The organism is candidate division KSB1 bacterium, from assembly GCA_024655945.1.
Lineage (GTDB): Bacteria > Zhuqueibacterota > Zhuqueibacteria > JANLFK01 > Oleimicrobiaceae > Oleimicrobium.
Window position 1 is genome coordinate 23,287 of the sequence record JANLFK010000012.1, and the last position, 21,371, is coordinate 44,657.

Genomic DNA, 21,371 nt, shown 5'->3' on the forward strand with positions numbered 1-21,371 from the left:
CAGACTGACCCGCCAACGCTCCTGCTACTTAAGCAAAACGAACTTCCTCGTCAAGGACACGCCCTCGCCCTCGAGGCGATACAGGTACACACCGCCTGGGAGCTTTGAGCCGTCAAAGGTGACGGTATGCTCACCAGCAGCTGTCACTCCGTCCACCAACGTGGCCACCTTTTGCCCCAGGCCATTGTACACCGTCAGCCGAATCCGCCCCGCCGTGGGCAGGGAGAAGGGGATCTTGGTTCTCGGGTTGAACGGGTTCGGGTAGTTTTGGGCGAGTCGAAAGCCTGTGGGCAGAGGGTTCGCGACGGGCGGTTCCACACTGCTCTGCGGGTCGATGCCCGTGTCCCGCCAGGTCAAGATTCTTGCCCGCTCCTGGTCAGCCTGCGCGCTCCAGCGCTCGTACTGCTCAGGCCACCAGTGGTAGAGATCTCCCAGCGGGAAGCCACCCATGGCTGCAGTCTTCAGAGTATCATTCCGGTAAGCCAAGTTCTCCGGCAGAGGCCACGTCTGATAATAGCCTGCGTCCGGGTCGTAGGCCCAATTGGTGTCCGCGTTGGTGCTCCACTTGTAGTTCAGAAACACCTTGATGGCCTCCAAGTCGGTAGGTGGCACCAGAATGCGCGGGTTCAGCGCCGAAATGGGCTTTCCCCTCAGGACTCCGCTGGTCTCCCGCACAAACTCCAGCCCATTGTAAAGACTGTCCATGGTCATATACGGGAAACGACTGTCGTCGTTGAAGAAGGCAATGGTCGAGTCGTTGAGCATCGGCATGGGCGCCGGCACCATGTCGACCTCGCGGTTCCTCTTCTTCTCCTTGCTATACGGGCAGTTTACCATCCAATCGGTGAGCCAATCCTCCAGGTAGTAGGCGTTATGGGCGAACAGGATACGGCGATCTTGCTCGGTGAAGGGCACGCTGAATCCGAAGTCCGCGACCTTCCCAATCGCAATCGTACCGCCGAACGGCACTCCCCCACCCAGCTGGGCAGGAATGTATCCGAACATGTAGGTGTTGACAAAGAGCGAGTTGGTGACGTTCATCTTCCACCACCACCCCGACTCCAAGACGAACATGACCACGTTCATGAAGGTGCAGTGGTTGAAGTAGACTTCATCACCGTACTCCCCACCCTCCTGCATGTACACGTAGCCGATGTTGGCGAAGGTGCAGTTCTCGAAGTAGACATAGTCGTTGTGCCAGCCGGTCGTGGCATAAGGGAAGGACAAGGCGCGGCCGTAGTACCGCAGGTGGGTGTCGATGCAGTTGCGGAAGTAGCAGTTCTTGAACGTACCTCTGAAGCGTTCCGCGGTAACGGTCACGGCCCCACCAGCATTGGGGGGACAAGAAGAGTACTCGAAGACCACATTCTCGAAGATGCCCACTTCCCCCTTGCCAGATGCGTTGGCTACCGGGTCGTCTTCGAACTGAATAGTTGTCCCTACCTGCGCCCCAGCGGTGTTGGCATAGCGAAGCCAAACGTTCTTCATGGTGAGATCACCGAAGCAGTCGAACATGAAGTTGGTGGCGACCCCGCCGCTTGAGGTCCACACGATCTGGGGCGGTGCCTCTTCCTGTTTTCTCCCCACTGGCGGCCCAACGATTTCCAGATGTTCCCCCTGGGGTACCGTGATGGTGCCGGTGATGATGTAGTAGCCTAACCTCTCCAGCTTAAAGACCGTCCTTGACAGGGTTCCGGCGTTGATCTTCTCCTGAACCGCGACGTTCAGATTCCCCTCGCCCGCCAAGTCACTGGCCACGTACACTGTGTCCCTCTGTTGCGCGTAGGACACCGTTGCCAGGACCAGAGTGATGACAAACATCATTAGCCAGCGCCTCATGACTTCTCCTCCTTCTGCTGCGTCCACTGTTCTTGTCGCACCAGCGCACCACCCCATTTGCGATGAGCGCTGGATTCAGCTTCCCCGCGCACCACGGCCTCAAATGCGGTAGCGAATGCCCAGGTTTGCCACCAAGCCGTAGTTCTGAACGCTGGTAAATCCGCCAATGGATTTTTGCGCCGACATGTTCGAACGGCTGTTAAGATTCACCGCATCGAAGAATGCCTCCAAGCCCCACCAGGGCAGTTTCTGCCGCATGGACAGGTCAACACGGAAGAAATCGTTGGTGAAACCATCCTGCTCGGGGAACGCACCGACATAGCTCACGGAATTGCCCTGGAACACGAACGACAGACGCATCGAAAAACCTTTCAGGTCGTAGCCGAGGTAGGCGTTGGCCACGTCATTGGGCTGGTAGATCAGCCGGCCTTCGCGGGTGCTGTCGGTGGTGAAAACGAGGAATCTCGGCTCTCGAGAGCCGGGTTTCCAATTAGGATTGGGGGCAGTCTTCTCATCGCGCAAGGGATACACTGCATCAGAGCTCATATGCGCATAGTTCAAGCCAAGAACCAAGCCTGACAAGGGTTGAGGCAAGTACCAGAAGTTGGTCTGGAAGTCAAACTCAATGCCCTCCACATGAGCGGGTGAGCGACCGTTGACGTAGGTGTAGAGCCATGCGCCGTCCTTGGGCTCCGAGAAGCCTCCCCCTGTAAAGGTGATTCTATAGGATCCCAGAGAATCCAACCCGGCTGGGGCGGTCTTGTGGAGTTTGTATTGCGAGTAGTAGGTAAAGTTCTCCACCTTCTTGCGGAAGACCCCCACCGACAGGAGACCCAACTTGCTGCCGTGGAGAGTGAGCTGAGCATCATGGTTGTAGGCATGGGCAGTCTTCAGCTTAGGGTTGCCCGCCCACACAGCGCCGCCGTCATAGCTTATGGTGAATTTCGGGGACAGCTGATGGTAATCAGGGCGAGCCAGGCTCTGCGCGTACGCATAGCGTAGGTCAAGCCAGCGGAAGAGTTTCAGCTTTGCCTGTGCCATGGGCAGCCAAAACTCATTGCCGGGGCGGGCCGTCACCTCGTCGTAGTATTGCTCCTGGTCTTGCGGACTCCTGGCATCTCTCATGTTGTACGCGGTGTAGTCAGAGGTCACTTTCTCATAGCGAATGCCACCCACCAGCGTCAGGGCGCCGACAAAAGGATGGAGCCCAAAGACTTCCCCCACTGGCGGCAAGTTCAGTTCCGCCATCGCGTAGCCTGCTGAGTAGCGCTCCACATAGCTATAGTCGTTCGCCAGCCGCTGGAATATTCCTTCGAACCACCCACCAGCGTTGGTGCCCGTGGACTTGTTGACAAAGTTGGTGTCGGTGCGGAGATAGTGCGCCATGGCCAGCGGCAGGGACGGGTCGCCTGCCCAGTAGAATTGCCCGAACTTGTTATCCAAGAAAGCTCCCATGAGCTTCCTGTCGCCCATGAACCTTGCTGCAGTAAACATCCCTGTGGATGGATCATAGTCCACCCCGAAGCGACTCACCAGCGTATCCAGCATGGCGTTGTTGATCTGGCTGCCGCGTCTGAGCTCGCCGTACGGGGTCTCCTGGTCGTTGTTATGGTCACCACGCCGGAACTGCCCGCCGAACTTCAGGTAGCCGTGAAATATTGGACCAACACGAATCGGCACCCGCAAATTGCTTGAGTACTCCTGGTTGCTCTCCTTGTACGTGCTCGCAAACAGGTTTAGGTTGGTCAGGTAGGTCTTTTCTGGCCCATAGTACTCCACTTGTGTCTTCAGGTCCTCTGGTTTCTTGTTGATTCCCACTTCCCCCCCTGTGCCACCGGTCTGTCGGTATATCAAGTAGGGGGAGTCGGGCAGACTGTTCTTTGAGTAGGTGCTGGCGAATTTGAGCTGCAGGGAGAACCGTCGAAAGTCCTGACTGAAGTCCAGGGAGTTGGTCGCCATGTCGATGGTATTTGTGCCACCTCTGTAGGTAAAGTCGATCCGCCTGTCCAGGTAGTTCAGTACGGTGCGGTGGTCATGAAAATCGGACTGCAGGCGCGCCAAGACGTTGACGGACTTGAGCGAACCCGACCGGAGGCGGTAGTCGAGAATCAGGTTGGCACCCAGGCGCTTGCGCGTTTCGATGTGACGATTGAGCGCGACGTTGTTCACGCGCACGGGCCGATATCCGGTGGTAGTGTCTATGGTGCTGCTGGCCGTGGCATAGGCGGCGCTCATGTTGTCTGAGTTTCGATCGTACTTTTCCAAGTTGCCCAGTACATAGACACCAAGCCTCTCGTCGAAGAAACGCTTGCTGGTCGAGGCCACGGCGCGGTAGTTGTCGTAGGTGCCGCTCTTCCTCGTATAGCCGGATTGCCAGAGCAAGTCATGGTGGAGCTCCGATGGAGCCTCGCGCAACTCCATGTTGACGGTGCCGCCTATAGTGTTCGCGTCCATGTCCGGCGTGAGCGACTTGTAGAGAGCTATGGTCTTTATCATGTAAGGCGAAATCATGGAGACATCGGTGCTGCGGTCCGTGTTAAGAGTGCCTGCAGTCGTCCCTGGCTGAGAGGCGACGCCGATCTGGGTGCTGCCGGTGGAGGCGAGCCTCACGCCTTCCAAAGAGACTGCGTTGTATTGCGGAGCAAGACCGCGGATGACCACCTTGTTCGCCTCACCAGAGCTAAGGAGGGTGGAGACCCCAGGCAAGCGGCTGATGGCCTGCGCAGCGTTGAAGTCGGGCAGCTCCTGAATGCGCGCTTCCGACACCACATTAGCGATCTTGTCGGAGGCAAGTTGCTGGGTGATTGCCTGAATCTGCCCTTGCGCTTGTGCAGTGACGACCACTTCTTTGCCCCTCAGCACCACCCGCTCCAAGGCAAAGTCCTGCCGGATGGTTCCACTGCCGGTCACCATGACGTCAATGTTCACAGTACTGTAGCCTATGTAGGAGACTACCAGGGTGTGCTTGCCAAGGGGGACGTTGTAGATTGTGTAGTAACCTTCGAGGTCGGATGCGGCACCCATGGTGGTACCCTTGATGAAGACGTTTGCGGATGGCAGAGCTTCTTTGGTGTCTTTGTCAAAAACCCTCCCCTTGATTACCGCGGCAGCCATCAGCAGGTGGGGCATGAGCAAAATCAGAAGCAGACACAGGAGGAAGCGGCCCCCCTCGAATTGGGCTGATCGCCAGAGAACGTACTTTCCGGAAAAACGAGCAGATTTTCTGGTCATGGCAATTGCCTCTCCTGTTTTCCGGTCGTGACTGTTACCCATGGCACCATGGCTCGGCCTCCGTTGCCTTGGAAGCAGAGTAGCCGAAACGCAGATACCACCGTCGCCGACTCGCGATGTGCTCCCACGGAGGTCGTCTTCCCATGGCGCTGCCAAAGCTGTTGAGAATTCCTGATGGACTGCTATGAGAAAGGCTGTACGGGCCAGGTTGTTCTGCGGCCCCATTGGAGAGAAACGCAGAGGAAGGATTGCTAAGAATGCGGTTCATGGCTCACAATATCCTTAGCTCGTTAGCAGATGCCCTGGAAGCACCCCAGGCTCGCATCTCGTCTTCGACAGCTACAGCCGGATATTGTCACAGCAGTGAGGACAGACTCACTTGAACCAGTTTCAATATAACAAAAGCGGTTCAAAATGTCAAGAAGAATTTTTGCCTCCTACTCCTTTTCTGTCGCGATCGCCTCTCCGGCATGGCGTGCGACCCCCTCTGCTATGCCGCCGGTGCCGCTTCGCGCCGCTCCGCCAAGTCCCTCTCGATCTTCTGCATCATCTTGTTGGTCAGCGGGTAGAAGAGCATCACTCCCCCGCCGAGGATGCCCGCTAAGGCGGGATAGACACTCATCAATAGGAGGATGCCATCCAGTGCCCTGCCCGTCTGGGGTTGGTTCGCCACGAACCCATAGTGAGCGAGGATCCATCCCACCAGCGCACCCCCCAGCGTAAGCCCGAGCTTGAGGGCAAAGAGAGAGGCGGACATCACCAGTCCCGTGGCCCGGCGCCTGTTTTTCCACTCCGAATAGTCTGCCGTGTCGGTGTACATGGCCCATTGCAGAACCGACACGGGTCCCAAACAGAACGACAACACAAGATTCAGGCCATAGACCAGCGGGAGCTGATGCGGCTCGAGCAAGCGGAACAAGGCGCAGCACACCCCGCTGAGAATCAGGAAACCCGCGTAAGCATTCTTCTTGTCGAACACTTTGGCAAACCACTTCGTCAGTATCGCGCCGATGATGGTCACGATGGTACCCGACAACAGGAATGAGGAGGTGAGCGTCTCAAAAGAAAGAGAAATGGGCTTTCCCAGAACGATGTACTGCTGGTTCTGGATGTAGTACTTGAAAAAGTACGGGATAGAACTGTTGCGCATGACGATATAGACGAGTTGGAACACGGTCGCTATAGCCACCAGCACCCAGGGTCTGTTACCGAACAGGTCGCGCAGGTCCTGGAAGAAATCAGACTTTTGCCCCTTCGGCGGATACACACGTTCCTTCGTCGAGGCAAAGGTGAGGATGAAAAGCACCACCGCCAATGCCGACAGACACCCCATCGCGCGCTGCCATCCTGCCGCCTCGTTGCCGTGACCGAGGTATTTCACCAGCGACATGGTCGCCGCCTGGACGATGAACCCCCCTACGAACGCCGCCACAAACCGGTACGAGGAGATTTCGGTCCGTTCCAACGAGTTAGGGCTGATGACGCCCATGAGTGCCGAGTAAGGAACGTTGATTGCCGTGTAAATCATCAGCATCACGGTGTAGGTTGCATAGGCGTAAATGAGCTTTCCCGGGGCGCTGAGACCAGGTGCGGTGAAGGTGAGCACCCCCATGACGCCAAATGGTATCGCAAACCATAGCAGGTAGGGCCGAAACTTCCCCCACCTCGTCTGCGTGCGGTCGGCAATCATGCCCATCAAGGGGTCGTTGACGGCATCCCAGATGCGGGTGACCAGGAACATGGTGCCAATCGCAGCCGCCGGCAGGCCCGCCACGTCCGTGTAGAAATACATCAGGAAAAGCATGAAGCTTTGGAAGAACAAGTTGGAGGCGGTGTCTCCCAGGCTGTAGCCGATCTTCTCCCGCACCGAAAGCCTTGTCTGTTCCACAGTCGACTCCTGCGCTCGTTCCCTGCAGTCCTGCTCTGCCTAAGCGGCGGCTATTTCACCTCGGCCGGAATGACGTGCAACGTCACCTTTGCCAAGTCCTCATCGCGTGAAGAGTTGCCCACCATGATCTCAAAATCGCCCGGCTCCACCGTGCATTGTTTGTCGATATTGGTGAAGGCTAACTGCTCGAAGCCGACGGGAAATTCCACGGTGACGCGGCCACCAGGTTCAAGATGTACCCGGCGAAAACCCCGCAACTCCTTGACCGGGCGTGTTACCGAACTCACCATGTCCCGCACGTACATCTGCACTACTTCGTCCCCGGCGCGGCGCCCGGTATTGGCCACGTCCACAAAGACCCTTGTCGATTCGCCCACCCGGATGGTGCTCCTTTCCAAGCGCAGGTTGGTGAAGCTAAAGCTCGTGTAGCTCAATCCATACCCGAACGGAAACAGCGGGGTAACGTCATCGAAAAGGTATCCCCGGCGAGCGGAGGGCTTGAAATTGTAGTAGCACGGGATGTGTCCCACCGAGCGTGGGAAAGAAATCGGCAGCTTTCCTCCGGGGTTGTAGTCACCAAAGAGCACATCCGCCACGGCATACCCTGTTTCCTGGCCCAAGTACCAGCACTCCAGAATCGCTGGCACATGCTGGGCGATGAAGTTGATGGATTTGGGGCGGCCGTTGAACAGCACTACCACCACGGGCTTCCCGGTGGCAAGCAGCGCCGCCGCCAGTTCATTCTGCCTACCCAGCAGGTCCAAGTTGGTTCTATCGCCTAAGTGGCTCCTGCTCCACGCCTCTCTGGCTGTCTGCTCATTACCTCCCAATGCCAAAATGATTACATCTGCATCCTTGGCCACTCGTACTGCCTTGCGGATAGCCCGACGGTCCTCCTCAGGGTCTGGCAGTCTCACGACATCCTCCTGCCACGATCCCCCCACCGTTATCTTGCAGCCTTCACTGTAGACGACCCTACATCTGCCCCCCATCTTCTGCCGGATTCCCTGCAGCACGGAGGCATAGTACTTGGGTGTGCCACTGTAGCCGCCGAGTAGAACCCAGTCGGCGTTAGGCCCGATGACAGCTATGGTACTGCCCGGCTTTGGTTGCAGGGGCAAGAGGTTTCCGTCATTCTTGAGCAGAATGATGGCCTCCCGCGCGGCCTGCAGCGCCACCTCCCGGTCGTTTTCCAACTTCCGTTCGACACGCCCTGGCTCGACAGGCACGAAGGGGTTATCGAACAAACCCATGATGAACTTGTAGCGCAGCATCTGGCCGACCAGCTCGTCAAGGACTTGTTCCTTTAGCCGTCCCTCCCTCACCAAATCTAACAGAAACGGATAGCAATCCATGTCAGGCAGTTCGATGTTGACGCCGGCCATGGCTGCCAGCAAGGCGGCCTCTTTCTTGTCGCCGGCAACGAAATGGCCGAGAGCCTGGTCACGACGATGCAACTCAGTGATGGCGTAGTAGTCAGAGACAACAAATCCCTGGAACCCCCATTCCTCACGCAGTACCTCGCGCAACAGCCATCCATTTGCATGGGAGGGAACGCCGTCAATCTCGTTGTAGGAGGCCATCACGCTGGCCACCTTGGCCTTCTGCACCACTTCTCTGAATGGGTAGAGGAACACATCGCGCAACAGCCTCTCGGAGAGGTTGGCCGGCGCACAGTTGATGCCCGACTCTGGCTGGCCGTGTGCTGCAAAGTGCTTCAGCGTGGCCATCACGTGCCGGTTGTCCTTGAAGGAACCGTCCCCTTGTAGGCCGCGCACAACCGCAAGTCCCATCTGGGCCACCAAGTGCGGATCCTCGCCGAAGGTTTCTTCAACCCGGCCCCAGCGCGGGTCGCGCGCCACATCCACCACCGGGGCCAACACCTGGTGAGCGCCGCGCATGCGCACGTCTTCGGCCACTGCCGCAAAGACCTCCTGCACCAAATCCGGGTCGAAGGTCGAGGCAAGAGCGATGGCCTGTGGGTAGCTGGTAGCCTCCCGAGCCACCAACCCGTGCAGCGATTCTTCGTGGAAAACGACCGGGATCCCCAGGCGCGTTTCTTCTACGAAGAACTTCTGGATGGCGTTGGACAGTTCCATCATCTCACGCGGTGTCAGCCCCCCGCGTGAATCGCTTAGCCTTGCGATCTGCCCAATGCCATGCCTCAGGTGTGTCCGCAGCCCTTCAGGGCTCAGGTTTCCCTTTTCGTCAAAGAGGTGACTCGCCTTCGCGCTCCAGATGCAAAGCATCTGCGCGACCTTTTCTTCGAGGGTCATTCGCCCAAGGAGGTCTTTGACGCGTTCATCCACGGACAAGGCGGCGTCCTGGTAGGGTAGGCGAGTGTGTCTAACTGCTGCGCTTGGGGAAGAAGGGCTATCCTTTGCCATCTCTCGTTTCCGTAGTCTGCACCTTCAGGATGAATAACCACAGTTTCACGAGACGCGCACGGACGACTGCTACCGGCTTCGAACAACCCAGGCTCTTAACCAGCGTTGAACCGGTTAGAACATAAGAAGAATGCTTCAATAAGTCAAGAGAAAAATCACCTGAGCTCTAACTTTTTCACCTCCAGCACTGCGTGGCAAGGTCAAAGCAGCATCAGGTGGCCTGGACCCAGGTTCCCCGTGCGTTGCCGTCGTCTGCAGCCATCTGTTCTTGCCACAAGGTGGAAAGCAGAGTCCTCCCGGCCCAACACCCCCGATCGCGCACGGCTCAGGAACGAGCTGCAACGGTGCGCACGAGCGCAAGAATGTTCTCCGTCTTGACCCCAGGTGGCATGCCACCACCACAAGAGACGATCACCCGCGCTTTGTCCGTGAGGCTATTAAGAAGGCCCGCGGTGGCCACTTCCACCTGCTGGGGCGTGCCATTGGCCAGCACGTCCCTGGGCGGGATGTTGCCAAGCAACGTCACTTTGCCCCCTGTGAGTCGCTGAAGTTCGCAAAGAGAAACATCAAATCCCATGTTGAACAGGTTGACGCCCATTTCCGCCAGGTAGGGGGCCGAAACCCCGCACGGCGCGTCATTGTGGAAGAACCTAATGGCAACATCGTGGGCGAACAACTCCTTGAAGCGCGGTAGCGCAAAGCGACGGAACTCTTCCTCGCCGATGAGCCCTACGATGTCGTCGAGGAGGAATATGCCATCGATGGTGGGAAAAGTCTCCCGCTGCAGGTGCAACCAGTCCTTGAGGAAGCTTGTAATCTTGTCCAGCAGCTGTTCTGTTTTCTCCGGCTCGATCATCATGGTCGTGAGGAACTCGGTGGTCCCCATGAGGTGCGCAGCGATGTTCAACGGGCCACGCGCCACGGAAAAGTAGACGCAATGGCCATGGCCGCGCAACTTCGGTTCTGCCAGCTTGAGGCGATTTAACACAAAGGGCAGCAGGCCATCAGTCCTGGGGTTCGGTTGGGGAAGCGCCTCCAGGTCCGCAATGGAAGCCAGCACCTTATGGGCATGAGGGAACTCCTTTTCGGGAAAGGAACACCGGGCGCCAAAAGCAGAGGGCTCGGTGCACATGCCGAACTCGGCCCAAAAACCGGGAAGGAACAATACATCGGGGAAATCGTTCGCTGCCTTGAGGTTGGCGGCGAACCACAATTCGTCGTTGGAGAAGTAATCAAGGATCCGCATCCCGTACCAGTTGGGCAACCAAGGGCTGTCGATAATGAACCCCACGGGCAGCGGAGTGAATACTTTCCCTGCCACCACCTGCTTGAGCATTTCCCATTGCTGCTCTGTCACTTCTTCTCCATCAGGTGCCGAGAGGACGCCAGCATTCCCCCGCGCAGCGGATGGCATTCGCAGTTGCTGCGCTCATCCACACAGCGCGGAGAGCCCCGTCCTTGCCGGGATTCTTTCTCGAGCTGATCTGCCCCCATGTCATCTCACTCGGGACCAGCGCTCCGGTGGCAGCTCTCCGGGGGCCCCAGGTAACTTGCTTTGACGTCGCCAGTCTCCAGCACAAGCCTCTGAACCACCACTCCTGGGTCAACCATCCACAGCTTCAGGACATGCTGGCCCGGCTTGTCAATGGCATGCAAAGAGGTGCAGACGGTGAGGTTGTTGCGCACCGACGCTTCCCAGTCCTGGAAGGTCCGCCCTTCATGCATGTTGATAACTTGCACCGGTTGCTCGTCGAAGGACACTGCATAGCGTAGACCGCCGTCACCGTAGAAATCCAGGGTCGGCGACAAATAGGTTTTCACCTTTACTTGGCCACTCGAGAAAAAGTGCACGGCATATTCCAGCCTGGGACTATCGCCTCCCGCGACTTGCGGCGGCGCAGTCACCGGGAAGGGCGTCATTGCAGAGAGCGTCCTCCCCAAGTCTGGGATCCGCTGCCACTTCACCCCTTCACGCGCCACGGTCTTCGTGTAGTGTTCGGCCTCGATGGCAACATAGCCATTGCTTTCAACAAAGCCCTGTACCGCCTCTGGGCGCGGCTCAGACGGATTATGGACCGGAGCGAGAACCACCACCTTTCCCTCCGGACCAGAGACCGTTATCCGGGCACGGTGCCTGCCGACGGGTACCCTGTCCCAATCGACGCTGACCCACACGCGCACTTCGGTTGCAACCCGTCCCTTGTGTGGCTTGACCTGCAGCCACTTCTCGCCAGCACGAACCGAGAACTGAAACGGTTCCTTCCCACGATTGAACACCTCGATGTAGTATGTTTGCTTATGGAAGGGATCGAACTCCGGCAGCACCGCTGTGTCCTTGTCTGCTGGCCACCAGCTCTCTGAGCCTTCGACGGCCACCCCCATTTCGCCCCTTTCTTGCACGCGGATCTCCTGGACCTCGGGCATGATGTTGGTCTCCGGTTGCTGCCAGGAGGTGTAGCCAATGTGGGTCTGATCCATCATGTGGTTCCACTTCCCATTGGCCAGGATTTTATTGTAGTAATGCGTAATCTCCGCATCCCTGTTGAACAGCTCTCGAGCCCTTTGCGCCAGTGCGTTTGTCGCTGCTCGCCCCTGGCGTGCATAGAGGTGGTTCTTCCCCACGGTCACATAGAGCTCGTTCAGATTGGCACACGCCTCAATGGGATGGAGGACCAGCTGGTAGAACGCGTCACGGTATTCCTCCGGAAGGGTCTGATACAGCCTGCGCGCCTTCTGTTCCAACGCCGCATAGTCGGCAACCACTCTTTCCGCCTCGCGGAAATTGACGAGGCTGTAGGTAGAAACCGAGAGCAGTTCAGGCTTGCGACGGGAGTTGTAGGTGGTGTATCTGGTGATGAGCTGGCCGATCTCCGCCGCATGCTCCAGCCCAAATTGTTCTTCCGCCCAATGCCGGGTGTATTCAGGCAGCTCCTCGGCGGAAATGCGTTCCGGATCCCAGGCGTAATTGAGGAAGAAGCTTACGGGAAACTCCATTGGCTTGATGTCCCCCACGTTCACGATCCAGATTTGTCGGGCACCGTGCTCGTAGGCGAGATGCATCTGTTCCCACACCCGGGCGACTTGATTCGTGTTGAGCCATTTGTAGTTGCGCGGGCCGCCCACATAGTCGTAGTGGTAATAGATGCCGTAGCCGCCCGCTCGCGGCGGTGCGTCGGGCTTCGGAAGCCGTCGGATGTTTCCCCAATTGTCGTCGCACAAGAGGAGCGTCACGTCGTCCGGCACGCGCATCCGCCGGTCGTAGTACTCCTGGACCTCTTTGTACAGCGCCCAGACCTGCGGGATAGTGGAGGCGGGCTTTCCTGTCACTTCCTCGAGAATCCGCCGTTGGTCGCGCACGATGCGCTCGAGCAACGCGATGTTTGCCTCCTCCGTCATTGGCTCGTCGCCGTCGCCCCGCATGCCGATAGTCACGATGCTTTCGTAGGAACCCATGCGGCGGATGCCCTCTCGCCAGAACTGCTGCAGTTTGGCCTCATTGAGCTCATAGTTCCACGGACCCGAACCATACCGGCGCCACTCATCGTGAGCACGCATCATCGGTTCGTGATGCGACGTGCTGATCACCACCCCGTACTCGTCCGCCAGCTCGGGATTCTTGGCATCGTCGTCGTAGAACGCTCGTCCCCACATTGCCGGCCAAAGGAAATTTCCCTTTAGCCTCAGGATCAATTCGAAGACCTTCTCGTAGAAGCGATGGTTAAAGCCTCCGAACTTTTCGTACGCCCAACCCGAGAGCGCCGGCGCTTCATCGTTGATGAAGATGCCCCGGTACTTCACTTTCGGACCCATCTCCACAAACGGTCCAGGCAGGACGTAGACGGCCTCCTTCCTCTTCGGGGGAACGTCTGCCCACCAGTACCATGGCGAAACGCCCATCTGCGCGGATAGATCAAAAATGCCGAAGATGGTCCCCCGCTTGTCGCTGCCCGCGATGACCAGGGCCTGAGCCACTCCGGGGAGCGGCTCCTCGACCACCTTGAGGAGAAACGCCTCCCAACGACCCTTGATCACGGTGGCGTCAATCTTTCCTTCAGCAGCCAATCTGTCGACCAGCGGTGACTCTCCCAGAGTGCCCACCACCACAACGGCGGCGGTGCGCGGGATAGTGTCCAAGACCATTGCTGCCTGACACCCGCTCACCCGCTCGATGTCGCCCTGAAAATGCTTGAGCACCCTGAGGACTCCCGGGAACTCCTGCCTACTCGCTATGAGGGGCGCTGCCTCCCCTTCCTTAACCAGCGGAAACCTCCCCTTGCCTTGCTCGATAGTGACATAAGGGGGGCTCTTCCAAGCTCCGCACAGCCCCTGCTGAAAGGGGAAGAGGACTATCGCAACCGCGAAGCAAGCGGCCAGCAACCTGGCATCAAGCCCTCGTGCGTTTCCGGCATTCTCACCACGTCCCGCTCTCCTAAGTGCTCTCAAAGTGCGCATGACAGGCTCTCCCTCCTGGATTCTCAGCCCCCTTCGGGCAAGCACACAGGGGAACTACCTTCCCGAACACTCTTGAATGGGCTTGCCTCTCAGGTCATAAATGCGAAAGTTGCCGCTCACTTGCAGCATGGCCAACAGGTAGAGCACACCGTCATAGTATCTGCCCGGCCCTCGCGGCACAGGCATGTCCCAGAGTTCTTGCACAAACTGCTTGCGCTGCCTTCCCGTTGCTGCCAGCGCAGCGGCGCCATTCATGGCAACTAGGCCAGGACTGTGCTCACCAGAGAGCTTTTTGCCCTCCAAGGTATAGAGGTTGCCATACCTGCCGATCCCCTCAGCAAGAAAGAAGTTGAGTAACCTGTCGCTTTGGGCAACCGCCCAATCGTCCCTGCCAAACCACACATAGTCCATGGCGACATTCATTCCCACCCGCCAGGCATCATAGCGAAAGTCCCTGTGGCCGCCGCCCCAAGGTGGGTCGTGGGGAGAACCGTCGAACAGCGCATAGTCGGGGAACAGTCCGGTGACGGGATGCGCAGCGCGCCTCAGGAACTGCCTGCTCGTCTCGGCGACCTCGCACCAGAATTGGTTCTCCCTCCTTGCCCACCTGCCCCACAGCTCGTAGAAGTGCGGCACGTGGTAAGAGGGGTCGGTGAAATCGTCGGCATTGCCCACCGGCACAAAGACCACCTGTTTGTGCCTTCTGCTGAACATGGTGGTCACCACATCGACCCTGTCAGAGGAATCCGCCTTACTCAACATCGCATCGAGGATGGCCTGGGCCTCCGCCTCGTAGTTGTACATGCCGTCGCCATTTCCCCAGCGAGCGGCGGCAAAGAAGAGGGCCATCACAAACCACTCCTCGCCGTCGGAAGCAGCATTGGAATCGATCACCGCACCGGTGGTCTGACAGTGCCATGCGAAATAGCCGCGGCGAGGGCCTCCCTTGTGCTGCATGTAGGTCTTGGCCCACTTCCAGAGGCGATCGAATTCCTCCTTCTTGTCCAGTTGCACGCTGACCATCATGCCATAGGACATGCCTTCTGTGCGGACGTCCTGGTGCCAGACGTCCAGAATGTACGCCATGTCCGGCTCCACGGGGTAGTAGATGCGTTCGCTGTCGTCCCGGCCGTAGAAAAGTTGCTGGAAGGCCGCCGCTATTTTGGCCTCGATTTCTGCTTCGGTCTTGCCCAGGAGGGTCGCGAAGAGGTTGGGATAGAAACCGGAGAAGTAGGCGCCCGAACGGGCACATGCCCCCTCTTCCGCGCGCGCCACAATGCCCCGAGGCAGGCAACTGAACGACAGCAGGGCAATGACCATCAAGCTCGTACGCAGGATTTTCTCCTTCTGGGCCACGAGGACAGCCTCCAGTTCGGTCTACGCCGGGTTTGGTAGCACTTGAATCGGTTCAAATGTAATCAACAACCCGGAAAAAGTCAAGCAGAAAATCGCCTCACACGGGGCTTTTTCTCCGCTGGGCACGCTGATGTTCCCTGACAACCAAGTGACTTCAGGCCCCAAGGGTTCCGAGACCGCCTGCCTCGATGACCTCTCCTTCATCGCGCTTCATTGGCCACATTCCGGTTGATTTTTGTTGCGGAAAGAACTATATTTATGCGAAACTTTGGAACGTTTCAACTGAGCAAGTCTGACAGGGAGACCCAGATGGAAAGAGTGACAATTGAGGACGTTGCCAAGCGGGCGGGAGTGTCGAAGGGAACCGTCTCTGCGGTCATCAATGGCAGGAACACTGTTCGCGCAGAGACCAGGGAGCACGTCCTCAAGGTTATGAAGGAGCTCAACTTCCGACCCCGCGGTGTGGCCAGGAATTTGAAGAACGGTGAACTGGACAAGAGCATCGGTATCATCATCAAGGACTTGAGCTATCCTTTCTACACCACCATCGCACTGGGCGCCAGGGAGTACGCAAACCGCAGGGGATACTCAGTTGTGGTCACCAGCTCAGAGAACGACCACGAATGCGAGAAGAAGTACACCCACCTGTTCTCGGCAAAGGACATCAAGGGGGCAATCATTGCGCCGCTGGTCGAAGGGACCGCGGAAATCGAGCACCTCTTCAAGCTGAAAATGCTCAACTACCCATTCGTCCTTCTGGAGGACGTCAAGGGCATTCAGGCGAACGTGGTGGCCATTGACAACATCAAGGCCATCAAGAAGGCAGTCAAGTACCTGATCGAGATCGGCCACACGAGGATCGTCCACTTTGCCGGCCCCCCACAGTCGTCCCACACGCACGAGCGCATCGACGGCTTCCGCCAAGCCTTTAGCGAGAGCCCATTGGTCTTTCGCGATGACATGGTCGTTTCCATCGGTTCCCGGCATGAAGAGAGTTACGGGAACACTCTCCGCTATTTCAAGAGCCGGCAGCCCCACGAGTATCCCACGGCCATCGTGTGCTTCAACGACCAGCAGGCGCTGGCGGTGATGACCGCCCTGCGGGAGCTGAATATCCGGGTGCCAGATGATATCTCAATTGTCGGGAACGACGACATCTACTACGCCAGTCTCTACCCGGTCCCGCTGACTACGATCAGGGCCCCGCAGTACGAAATAGGGAGAAAGGCAGCCGAGATCCTCATCCGGAACATCGAGTCTCCAACGGCCTTGCCACCCGAGAAAGTGGTGCTCGAAACGGATTTCATCGTCAGGGAATCAACAAAGCCGCTTCGACCGTAGCTGGCAGCCAAGGGGAGGGACCAGGGAAAACCTCGCCTTTTTGTTCGAGTCAGAGCGTGCAGCGGAAAGCCCGAGCCGGCAGAAGGCGGCGCGTTAGCGGGGATTCGTGCAGGAGCAATTCCTCCCCAATGCTCGTGCGATCGCTGCGAACAGCTAAGGCTCCACCCCGCTCTGTCGGGTCTTTTCTCTGCTCTTGGAGGAGCTTTCTTGTTGCCGGCTCTCCCCGCGGGAACAACAGCCTGCGACCCAGGGGTTGTCTTGCGAACGGCGCAACCCACCGGTCGTCGCCTGTCTGCCGCGCCATCCACGGTCCGAGGGCACGACTTGGAGCCACTGATGAGAATCGCCAATCTCCTCACCTTCTGCTGTCTGTTGACGCTGTCGCTTTCCTGCCAGGAACACGTTGCGCGTACCGCCCACAATCCCATTCTCCCTGGGTTTCATCCCGATCCCAGCATCTGTCGAGTGGGAGACGACTACTTCCTGGTGCACAGCACGTTCGAGTATTTTCCTGGTGTGCCTGTGCAGCACAGCAAGGACCTGGTCCACTGGCGCCTCATCGGCTACGCCCTCACCAGAAAGAGCCAGCTCAATCTCGACGGTGTGAGAGCCTCGGGCGGGATCTATGCTCCGACCATCCGGTACCATGACGGGACTTTCTACGTGGTAACCACCTGCGTGGACTGCGGCGGCAACTTCTACGTAACGGCAAAGGACCCGGCCGGACCCTGGTCAGATCCTGTGTGGCTTGACCAGGAGGGGATTGATCCTTCCCTCTTCTTCGATGAAGATGGCACGGCCTACTATTGTCGCCAGGAAGGGGGACGCCACGGCCACATCCTGCAGCGAACCATGGACCTGCAGACCGGCACCCTGGAGGGCGAACCACGCAACCTCTGGGCTGGGACTGGGGGCATCTGGCCTGAGGGGCCACATCTCTACCGCATCCACGGCCTGTACTACCTCATGATCTCCGAAGGCGGGACAAGTTACGACCATTGCGTCACCATGGCCAGGAGCAATTCCCCTTGGGGACCTTTCGAGCCTCATCCGCAGAACCCGATCCTCACCCATCGCCACCTCCCCGACCACCCCATCCAGGCGGTGGGGCATGCCGACCTGGTGGAGACTCCGGACGGGTGGTGGCTGGTGTGTTTGGGGTTCAGGCCGCAGGGTGGCCGATTCCACCACATCGGCCGCGAAACGTATCTTGTCCGGGTGACCTTTGCCAAGGACGGCTGGCCGGCCGTGGGCAACAATGGCACGGTGGACACCGTGTTCGTGGCACCCAAGCTGAAGCCGCACGTGTGGGAGGTTCCGCCATCGCGCGTGGAGTTCGACGAGCCCACGCTGGACTTCCGCTGGAACTTTGTCCGCAACCCCGACTCGGCGAACTACTCCCTCAGCGCGCGTCCAGGGTTCTTGCGGCTGTACGGCGCTGCGGCCAGCCTGACCGACCGCGCTTCCCCGACCTTCGTGGGCATTCGTCAAACAGACTTGCGTTGTCGCGTCGCCACGCGGCTGGAATTCAGCCCTCGCTCTGAAAATGAGGAAGCAGGGCTTGTGGTCCGGCAGAACGACAAGTACCACTACGACCTTTTCGTCACCCGCAAGGCCGCCAGGCGGCAAGTTGCCTTTCGCAAGGTCCTCGACGGCCAAGTCATTGAGCCGATTGCGTTCACCGACCTGCCAGAGGGAGCGGTGGCCCTGCAGATCGAGGCCGAGCCGCTCTGCTACCGCTTTGCCTCTGTGTCCGTGGAAGGCCAAAGAACCGTCCTCGGCGAGGCATTGACGCGGGACCTCTCGGTTGAGCGGATCGGATTCAAAGACGGCATGTGCTTCACGGGCGTCTATTTCGGGCTCTACGCCACCGGCAACGGCCGAGCCTGTTCTGTGCCTGCCGATTTCGATTGGTTCGAATATCTGGGTTTCGATCCGAAGAACTGAAAGCTCGGGACGACGTTTGGCCCGGCAGCCTTGTTCAAAGCAAAGCTGGGCAGGCAGGCTTCGCCAAGCGCGGAGCGCAAGGCCCTTTTCCCCGGGGGCCAGTGAGCACTTGCTTTGCCGCGAGTTGCTCCGAGGGGGGCGAGCTGGAGAGCTCTCCAGACGAGCTCGTTTTTCTCCTTGACATTGGCAGCTCTTTTCGCTGCATTGGCGCAAAGGCTACGAGTGTATGGCAAGCGGCGCATCACCATGTGACATGCCTGCGGCTGCTTCGCACGAGCGGCGGGGGGCGTCTTCCGTTTCACCCGTTGGGCGACATGGGAGCCTGCCGGCGAGGAGAGCACAGCTTGCCGAGGAGCCAAAGCTGCTTGCCCGAACATGCTCAGCACATGCGTGACTTCCCGCGGGACGTTCCTCTGAAACGCCTGGCGCTGGGCCGAAAAGGACGCTGGGGCCGCATGGTAGCCTGATGGCTCGCGACGCTGGCAGTGGCCTTTGCCTGAGGGGCAGTTATCATGCTCGCGCTACCACCAAGGTCGCCCTCAGCTGCGCACCCAAGCCCAAGGAGGCCATTACGCGCAAGCCGTACTTCCTCCGTCCTGGTGTAGCGTTTTCCCAGGGTCTGTTCTTGCTCCTCGCACTTGGCGCATCGCAAGGATTTGCCCAGTTTGCCGTGGTATCCACAGCGCCGACCAACGGCGCCACCAACGTCGACACAGCAGCCACGTTCCTGATTACGTTCAACGCCCCGCTGGACACCTCGGCCCGTTTCGCCTGGCCCCCTGACTTTTATCTCGGTCTGTGGATGGTGCCCGAGCCAGGCGAACCCGATTCCATCACGCTCAGCCCAGACCTGCGGACCGTGCGCATCCACAATCTACACCTGTGCCCTGACACTCGCTACTTCCTTGCCGTGCTCGGCGCACGCAGCGCTACCGGCGCCGCGTTGCAGTTGCCGGTCGTGGTCACCTTCACCACTGGAAGCACCTTGCCCACGGCTACCGTGAGCGGCACCATCGCGCTCCCCGGAGGTGATCCGTCCGGGACCGTGGTGGCTCTTTTCTCGGACCTTTTTTCCGGCGACGCGCAGGCCATGGCGGTGGTCCCCACCTCCAACGGCGCTTGTACGGTGCAAAATGTGCCCTCTGGGAGGTATTGGCCAGTGGCTCACAAGGATGTGGACCACAGCGGCGACTTCGACCCGAATCCCGCAGTGGACTTGCTGGCCGTCTACGACCCTAATGGCGACGGCGTGGTCGACAGCCTGGTGGTCGGCGAGGGGGCAAATGTCACTGGCGTGGATATGACGCTTTCGGCCGTCACGCCCCTCACGGCCAGGCAGCGCTACGACGCTGCCGCCGCTCTGGTAGGAGAATGGTCAGCCGACGCTCATCTTGTTTGGGTGGCCGCCGCAGACCTGTCGCCATCCGGCACCTCGCCCCTCTGGCTCTACCTGTTTTTCTCCAGGCAAGAGCAAAAACTGCATGGCATCATGGCCAGCTCCTTCTTTTTGGCGCCTTTCTCGTGGGAGGAAGAGGCTCCGGACATCACTGCCTTGCCGGAAAACTGGGTCGACAGCGACGTGGCGGCCGCTTCCGCTGAGGCAAACGGTGGCGAAGCTTTCCGGCAAGCGGTTCCCGATGCGCACATCACTGCCTTCCTGAGCCACTTTGAGCTCCCGGGCACACCCAAGCTCGCAGGCTTGCACCAAGCTGGTCAAGCTGTTCGGGGCGAACCGGCGCAAAGGCGCGGCCTCTGGCAGGCAGGAGCTGCATCCCTGCAATTGAGCGCATCGCACAGGCCCTTGCAACGCGGCAAGGTCAACCTGCTGGCGACCAGTGCCCCTGTGTGGGCGCTCATGTACATGTCCGAGAGCACAGGCGACCTCTGGATGGCATTCATAGATGCCGAAAGCGGGCGCTTGCTGTTCTCCTGGCCACCGCCCTTGCGCACCACTACCGCACGCTTTAGCCTCTCCCTTGCTGAGCAGGCGGCCTTAGCGTGGGCACAGGATGCACAACTGGTGTTCTTGGGCACGCACCTCGGCAGCCTCACTCCCTCTGGCGAGGCCGAAATGTGGTTGTACGCCTACCACTCTGCTTCTCGCGACTCCTTGCGGGCGTTCATCTTCTATGCAGGTATGCCGGTGTGGCAGGGCGAGGCGCCGCCCCTGTTCTACACAGGGCCCCTGCCTGCCAACTGGGTGGATAGCGATGTGGCCGCCTTTGTGGCCGAGAGCAATGGCGGCAGCGCCTACCGCGCCACGCAAAGCGATGTGTGGGTAGACGCGGGCCTGGTGCGCGGGGCTGTCCCTGGGCCCCGAACCTCCCTGTCTGGTTCATTCACTACCTCTCCTCCACTGCGGAGGAGATGACCCTGTTTGTGGACGCTCAGACTGGCAACCTGGTCACCGACGTGGAGGACGGGGAACAGGCTACCCAGACGGTGGGGGCCTTCGCCCTGCTGCCGAACTATCCCCATCCCTTTAATCCCGTCACAACGATCGAATACCACGTCAAGCAGAGGTGTCGCGTCCGACTGGAGGTGCTCGACCCGCTCGGCCGCAGAATCGCCACCGTCCTTGACGAGGAGCAGCAGCCGGGCGCGCACCGCGTTCACTTCCATGGGGGAGATCTGCCTTCAGGCGTCTACCTCTGCAAGCTCCATATGCAACAATTTGCGGCGGTGCGCAAAATGGTGATTACGCGCCGAGCTCATGCCCTGTCGGCCAAAAGTTGGCGGCTGGAGCGTCGGATAAGCCCACCATGATCATTGACAGGCCGCGTGCGCTCAGTTCCCACCCCGCGAGCTGCGGTGGCGAGGCGGCACGTTGCAAGCGGAAGGTGGCCAACCGGGCTTGGACGACTCGCACGCTGTCGAGGGAAGGGGGCCGGTCGCAGCTTGACACGCATCGCGGAAACCGGTGGTCTCTG

The 21,371-nt window shown here is 59.1% G+C and carries 11 protein-coding genes; 4 read left to right on the plus strand and 7 right to left on the minus strand.

Features of this window, described 5'->3' with window-relative positions:
• Positions 1–24: 24 nt before the first annotated feature.
• From NUW13_13160 to NUW13_13190, 7 genes are all read right to left on the minus strand, one after another.
• Positions 25–1,839, minus strand: a complete 1,815-nt coding sequence (locus NUW13_13160; GenBank protein ID MCR4439964.1) for a T9SS type A sorting domain-containing protein — start codon at positions 1,837–1,839, stop codon at positions 25–27.
• Between the two features lie 99 nt (positions 1,840–1,938).
• The gene (locus tag NUW13_13165) at positions 1,939–5,070 is read right to left on the minus strand and encodes a carboxypeptidase-like regulatory domain-containing protein (protein MCR4439965.1); all 3,132 of its coding nucleotides are present in this window, start codon (positions 5,068–5,070) and stop codon (positions 1,939–1,941) included.
• 490 nt (positions 5,071–5,560) lie between these two features.
• Positions 5,561–6,958 (minus strand): glycoside-pentoside-hexuronide (GPH):cation symporter, encoded by a 1,398-nt coding sequence (locus NUW13_13170; protein ID MCR4439966.1) that lies wholly within the window; start codon positions 6,956–6,958, stop codon positions 5,561–5,563.
• A 50-nt stretch (positions 6,959–7,008) separates the two neighbouring features.
• On the minus strand, positions 7,009–9,345 hold the full coding sequence (locus NUW13_13175) for a glycoside hydrolase family 3 C-terminal domain-containing protein (protein ID MCR4439967.1): 2,337 nt from the start codon (positions 9,343–9,345) through the stop codon (positions 7,009–7,011).
• Positions 9,346–9,670: 325 nt separating this feature from the next.
• Positions 9,671–10,702 carry a uroporphyrinogen decarboxylase gene (locus NUW13_13180; GenBank protein MCR4439968.1) on the minus strand — a complete coding sequence of 344 codons (1,032 nt, stop codon included), beginning with the start codon at positions 10,700–10,702 and terminating at the stop codon, positions 9,671–9,673.
• 143 nt (positions 10,703–10,845) lie between these two features.
• Positions 10,846–13,539, minus strand: coding sequence for a glycosyl hydrolase 115 family protein (locus NUW13_13185; GenBank protein ID MCR4439969.1), 2,694 nt, complete (start codon positions 13,537–13,539; stop codon positions 10,846–10,848).
• Positions 13,540–13,851: 312 nt separating this feature from the next.
• Entirely contained in the window at positions 13,852–15,153 is a 1,302-nt protein-coding gene (locus NUW13_13190) for a glycosyl hydrolase family 8 (GenBank protein ID MCR4439970.1), read from the minus strand.
• Positions 15,154–15,462: 309 nt separating this feature from the next.
• Here NUW13_13190 and NUW13_13195 point away from each other — a divergent pair, with 309 nt between their 5' ends.
• The 4 genes from NUW13_13195 to NUW13_13210 all read left to right on the plus strand — a co-directional run bounded on the left by NUW13_13195 (position 15,463) and on the right by NUW13_13210 (position 21,207).
• Complete coding sequence (locus NUW13_13195) at positions 15,463–16,494, plus strand: LacI family transcriptional regulator (GenBank protein MCR4439971.1); 1,032 nt, start codon at positions 15,463–15,465, stop codon at positions 16,492–16,494.
• Positions 16,495–16,830: 336 nt separating this feature from the next.
• Positions 16,831–18,441, plus strand: coding sequence for a glycoside hydrolase family 43 protein (locus NUW13_13200; GenBank protein MCR4439972.1), 1,611 nt, complete (start codon positions 16,831–16,833; stop codon positions 18,439–18,441).
• A gap of 466 nt (positions 18,442–18,907) precedes the next feature.
• Positions 18,908–20,812 carry an Ig-like domain-containing protein gene (locus tag NUW13_13205; protein ID MCR4439973.1) on the plus strand — a complete coding sequence of 635 codons (1,905 nt, stop codon included), beginning with the start codon at positions 18,908–18,910 and terminating at the stop codon, positions 20,810–20,812.
• Positions 20,809–21,207 (plus strand): T9SS type A sorting domain-containing protein, encoded by a 399-nt coding sequence (locus tag NUW13_13210; protein ID MCR4439974.1) that lies wholly within the window; start codon positions 20,809–20,811, stop codon positions 21,205–21,207. The genes NUW13_13205 and NUW13_13210 overlap by 4 nt, the downstream gene beginning before the upstream one ends.
• Positions 21,208–21,371: the final 164 nt, after the last annotated feature.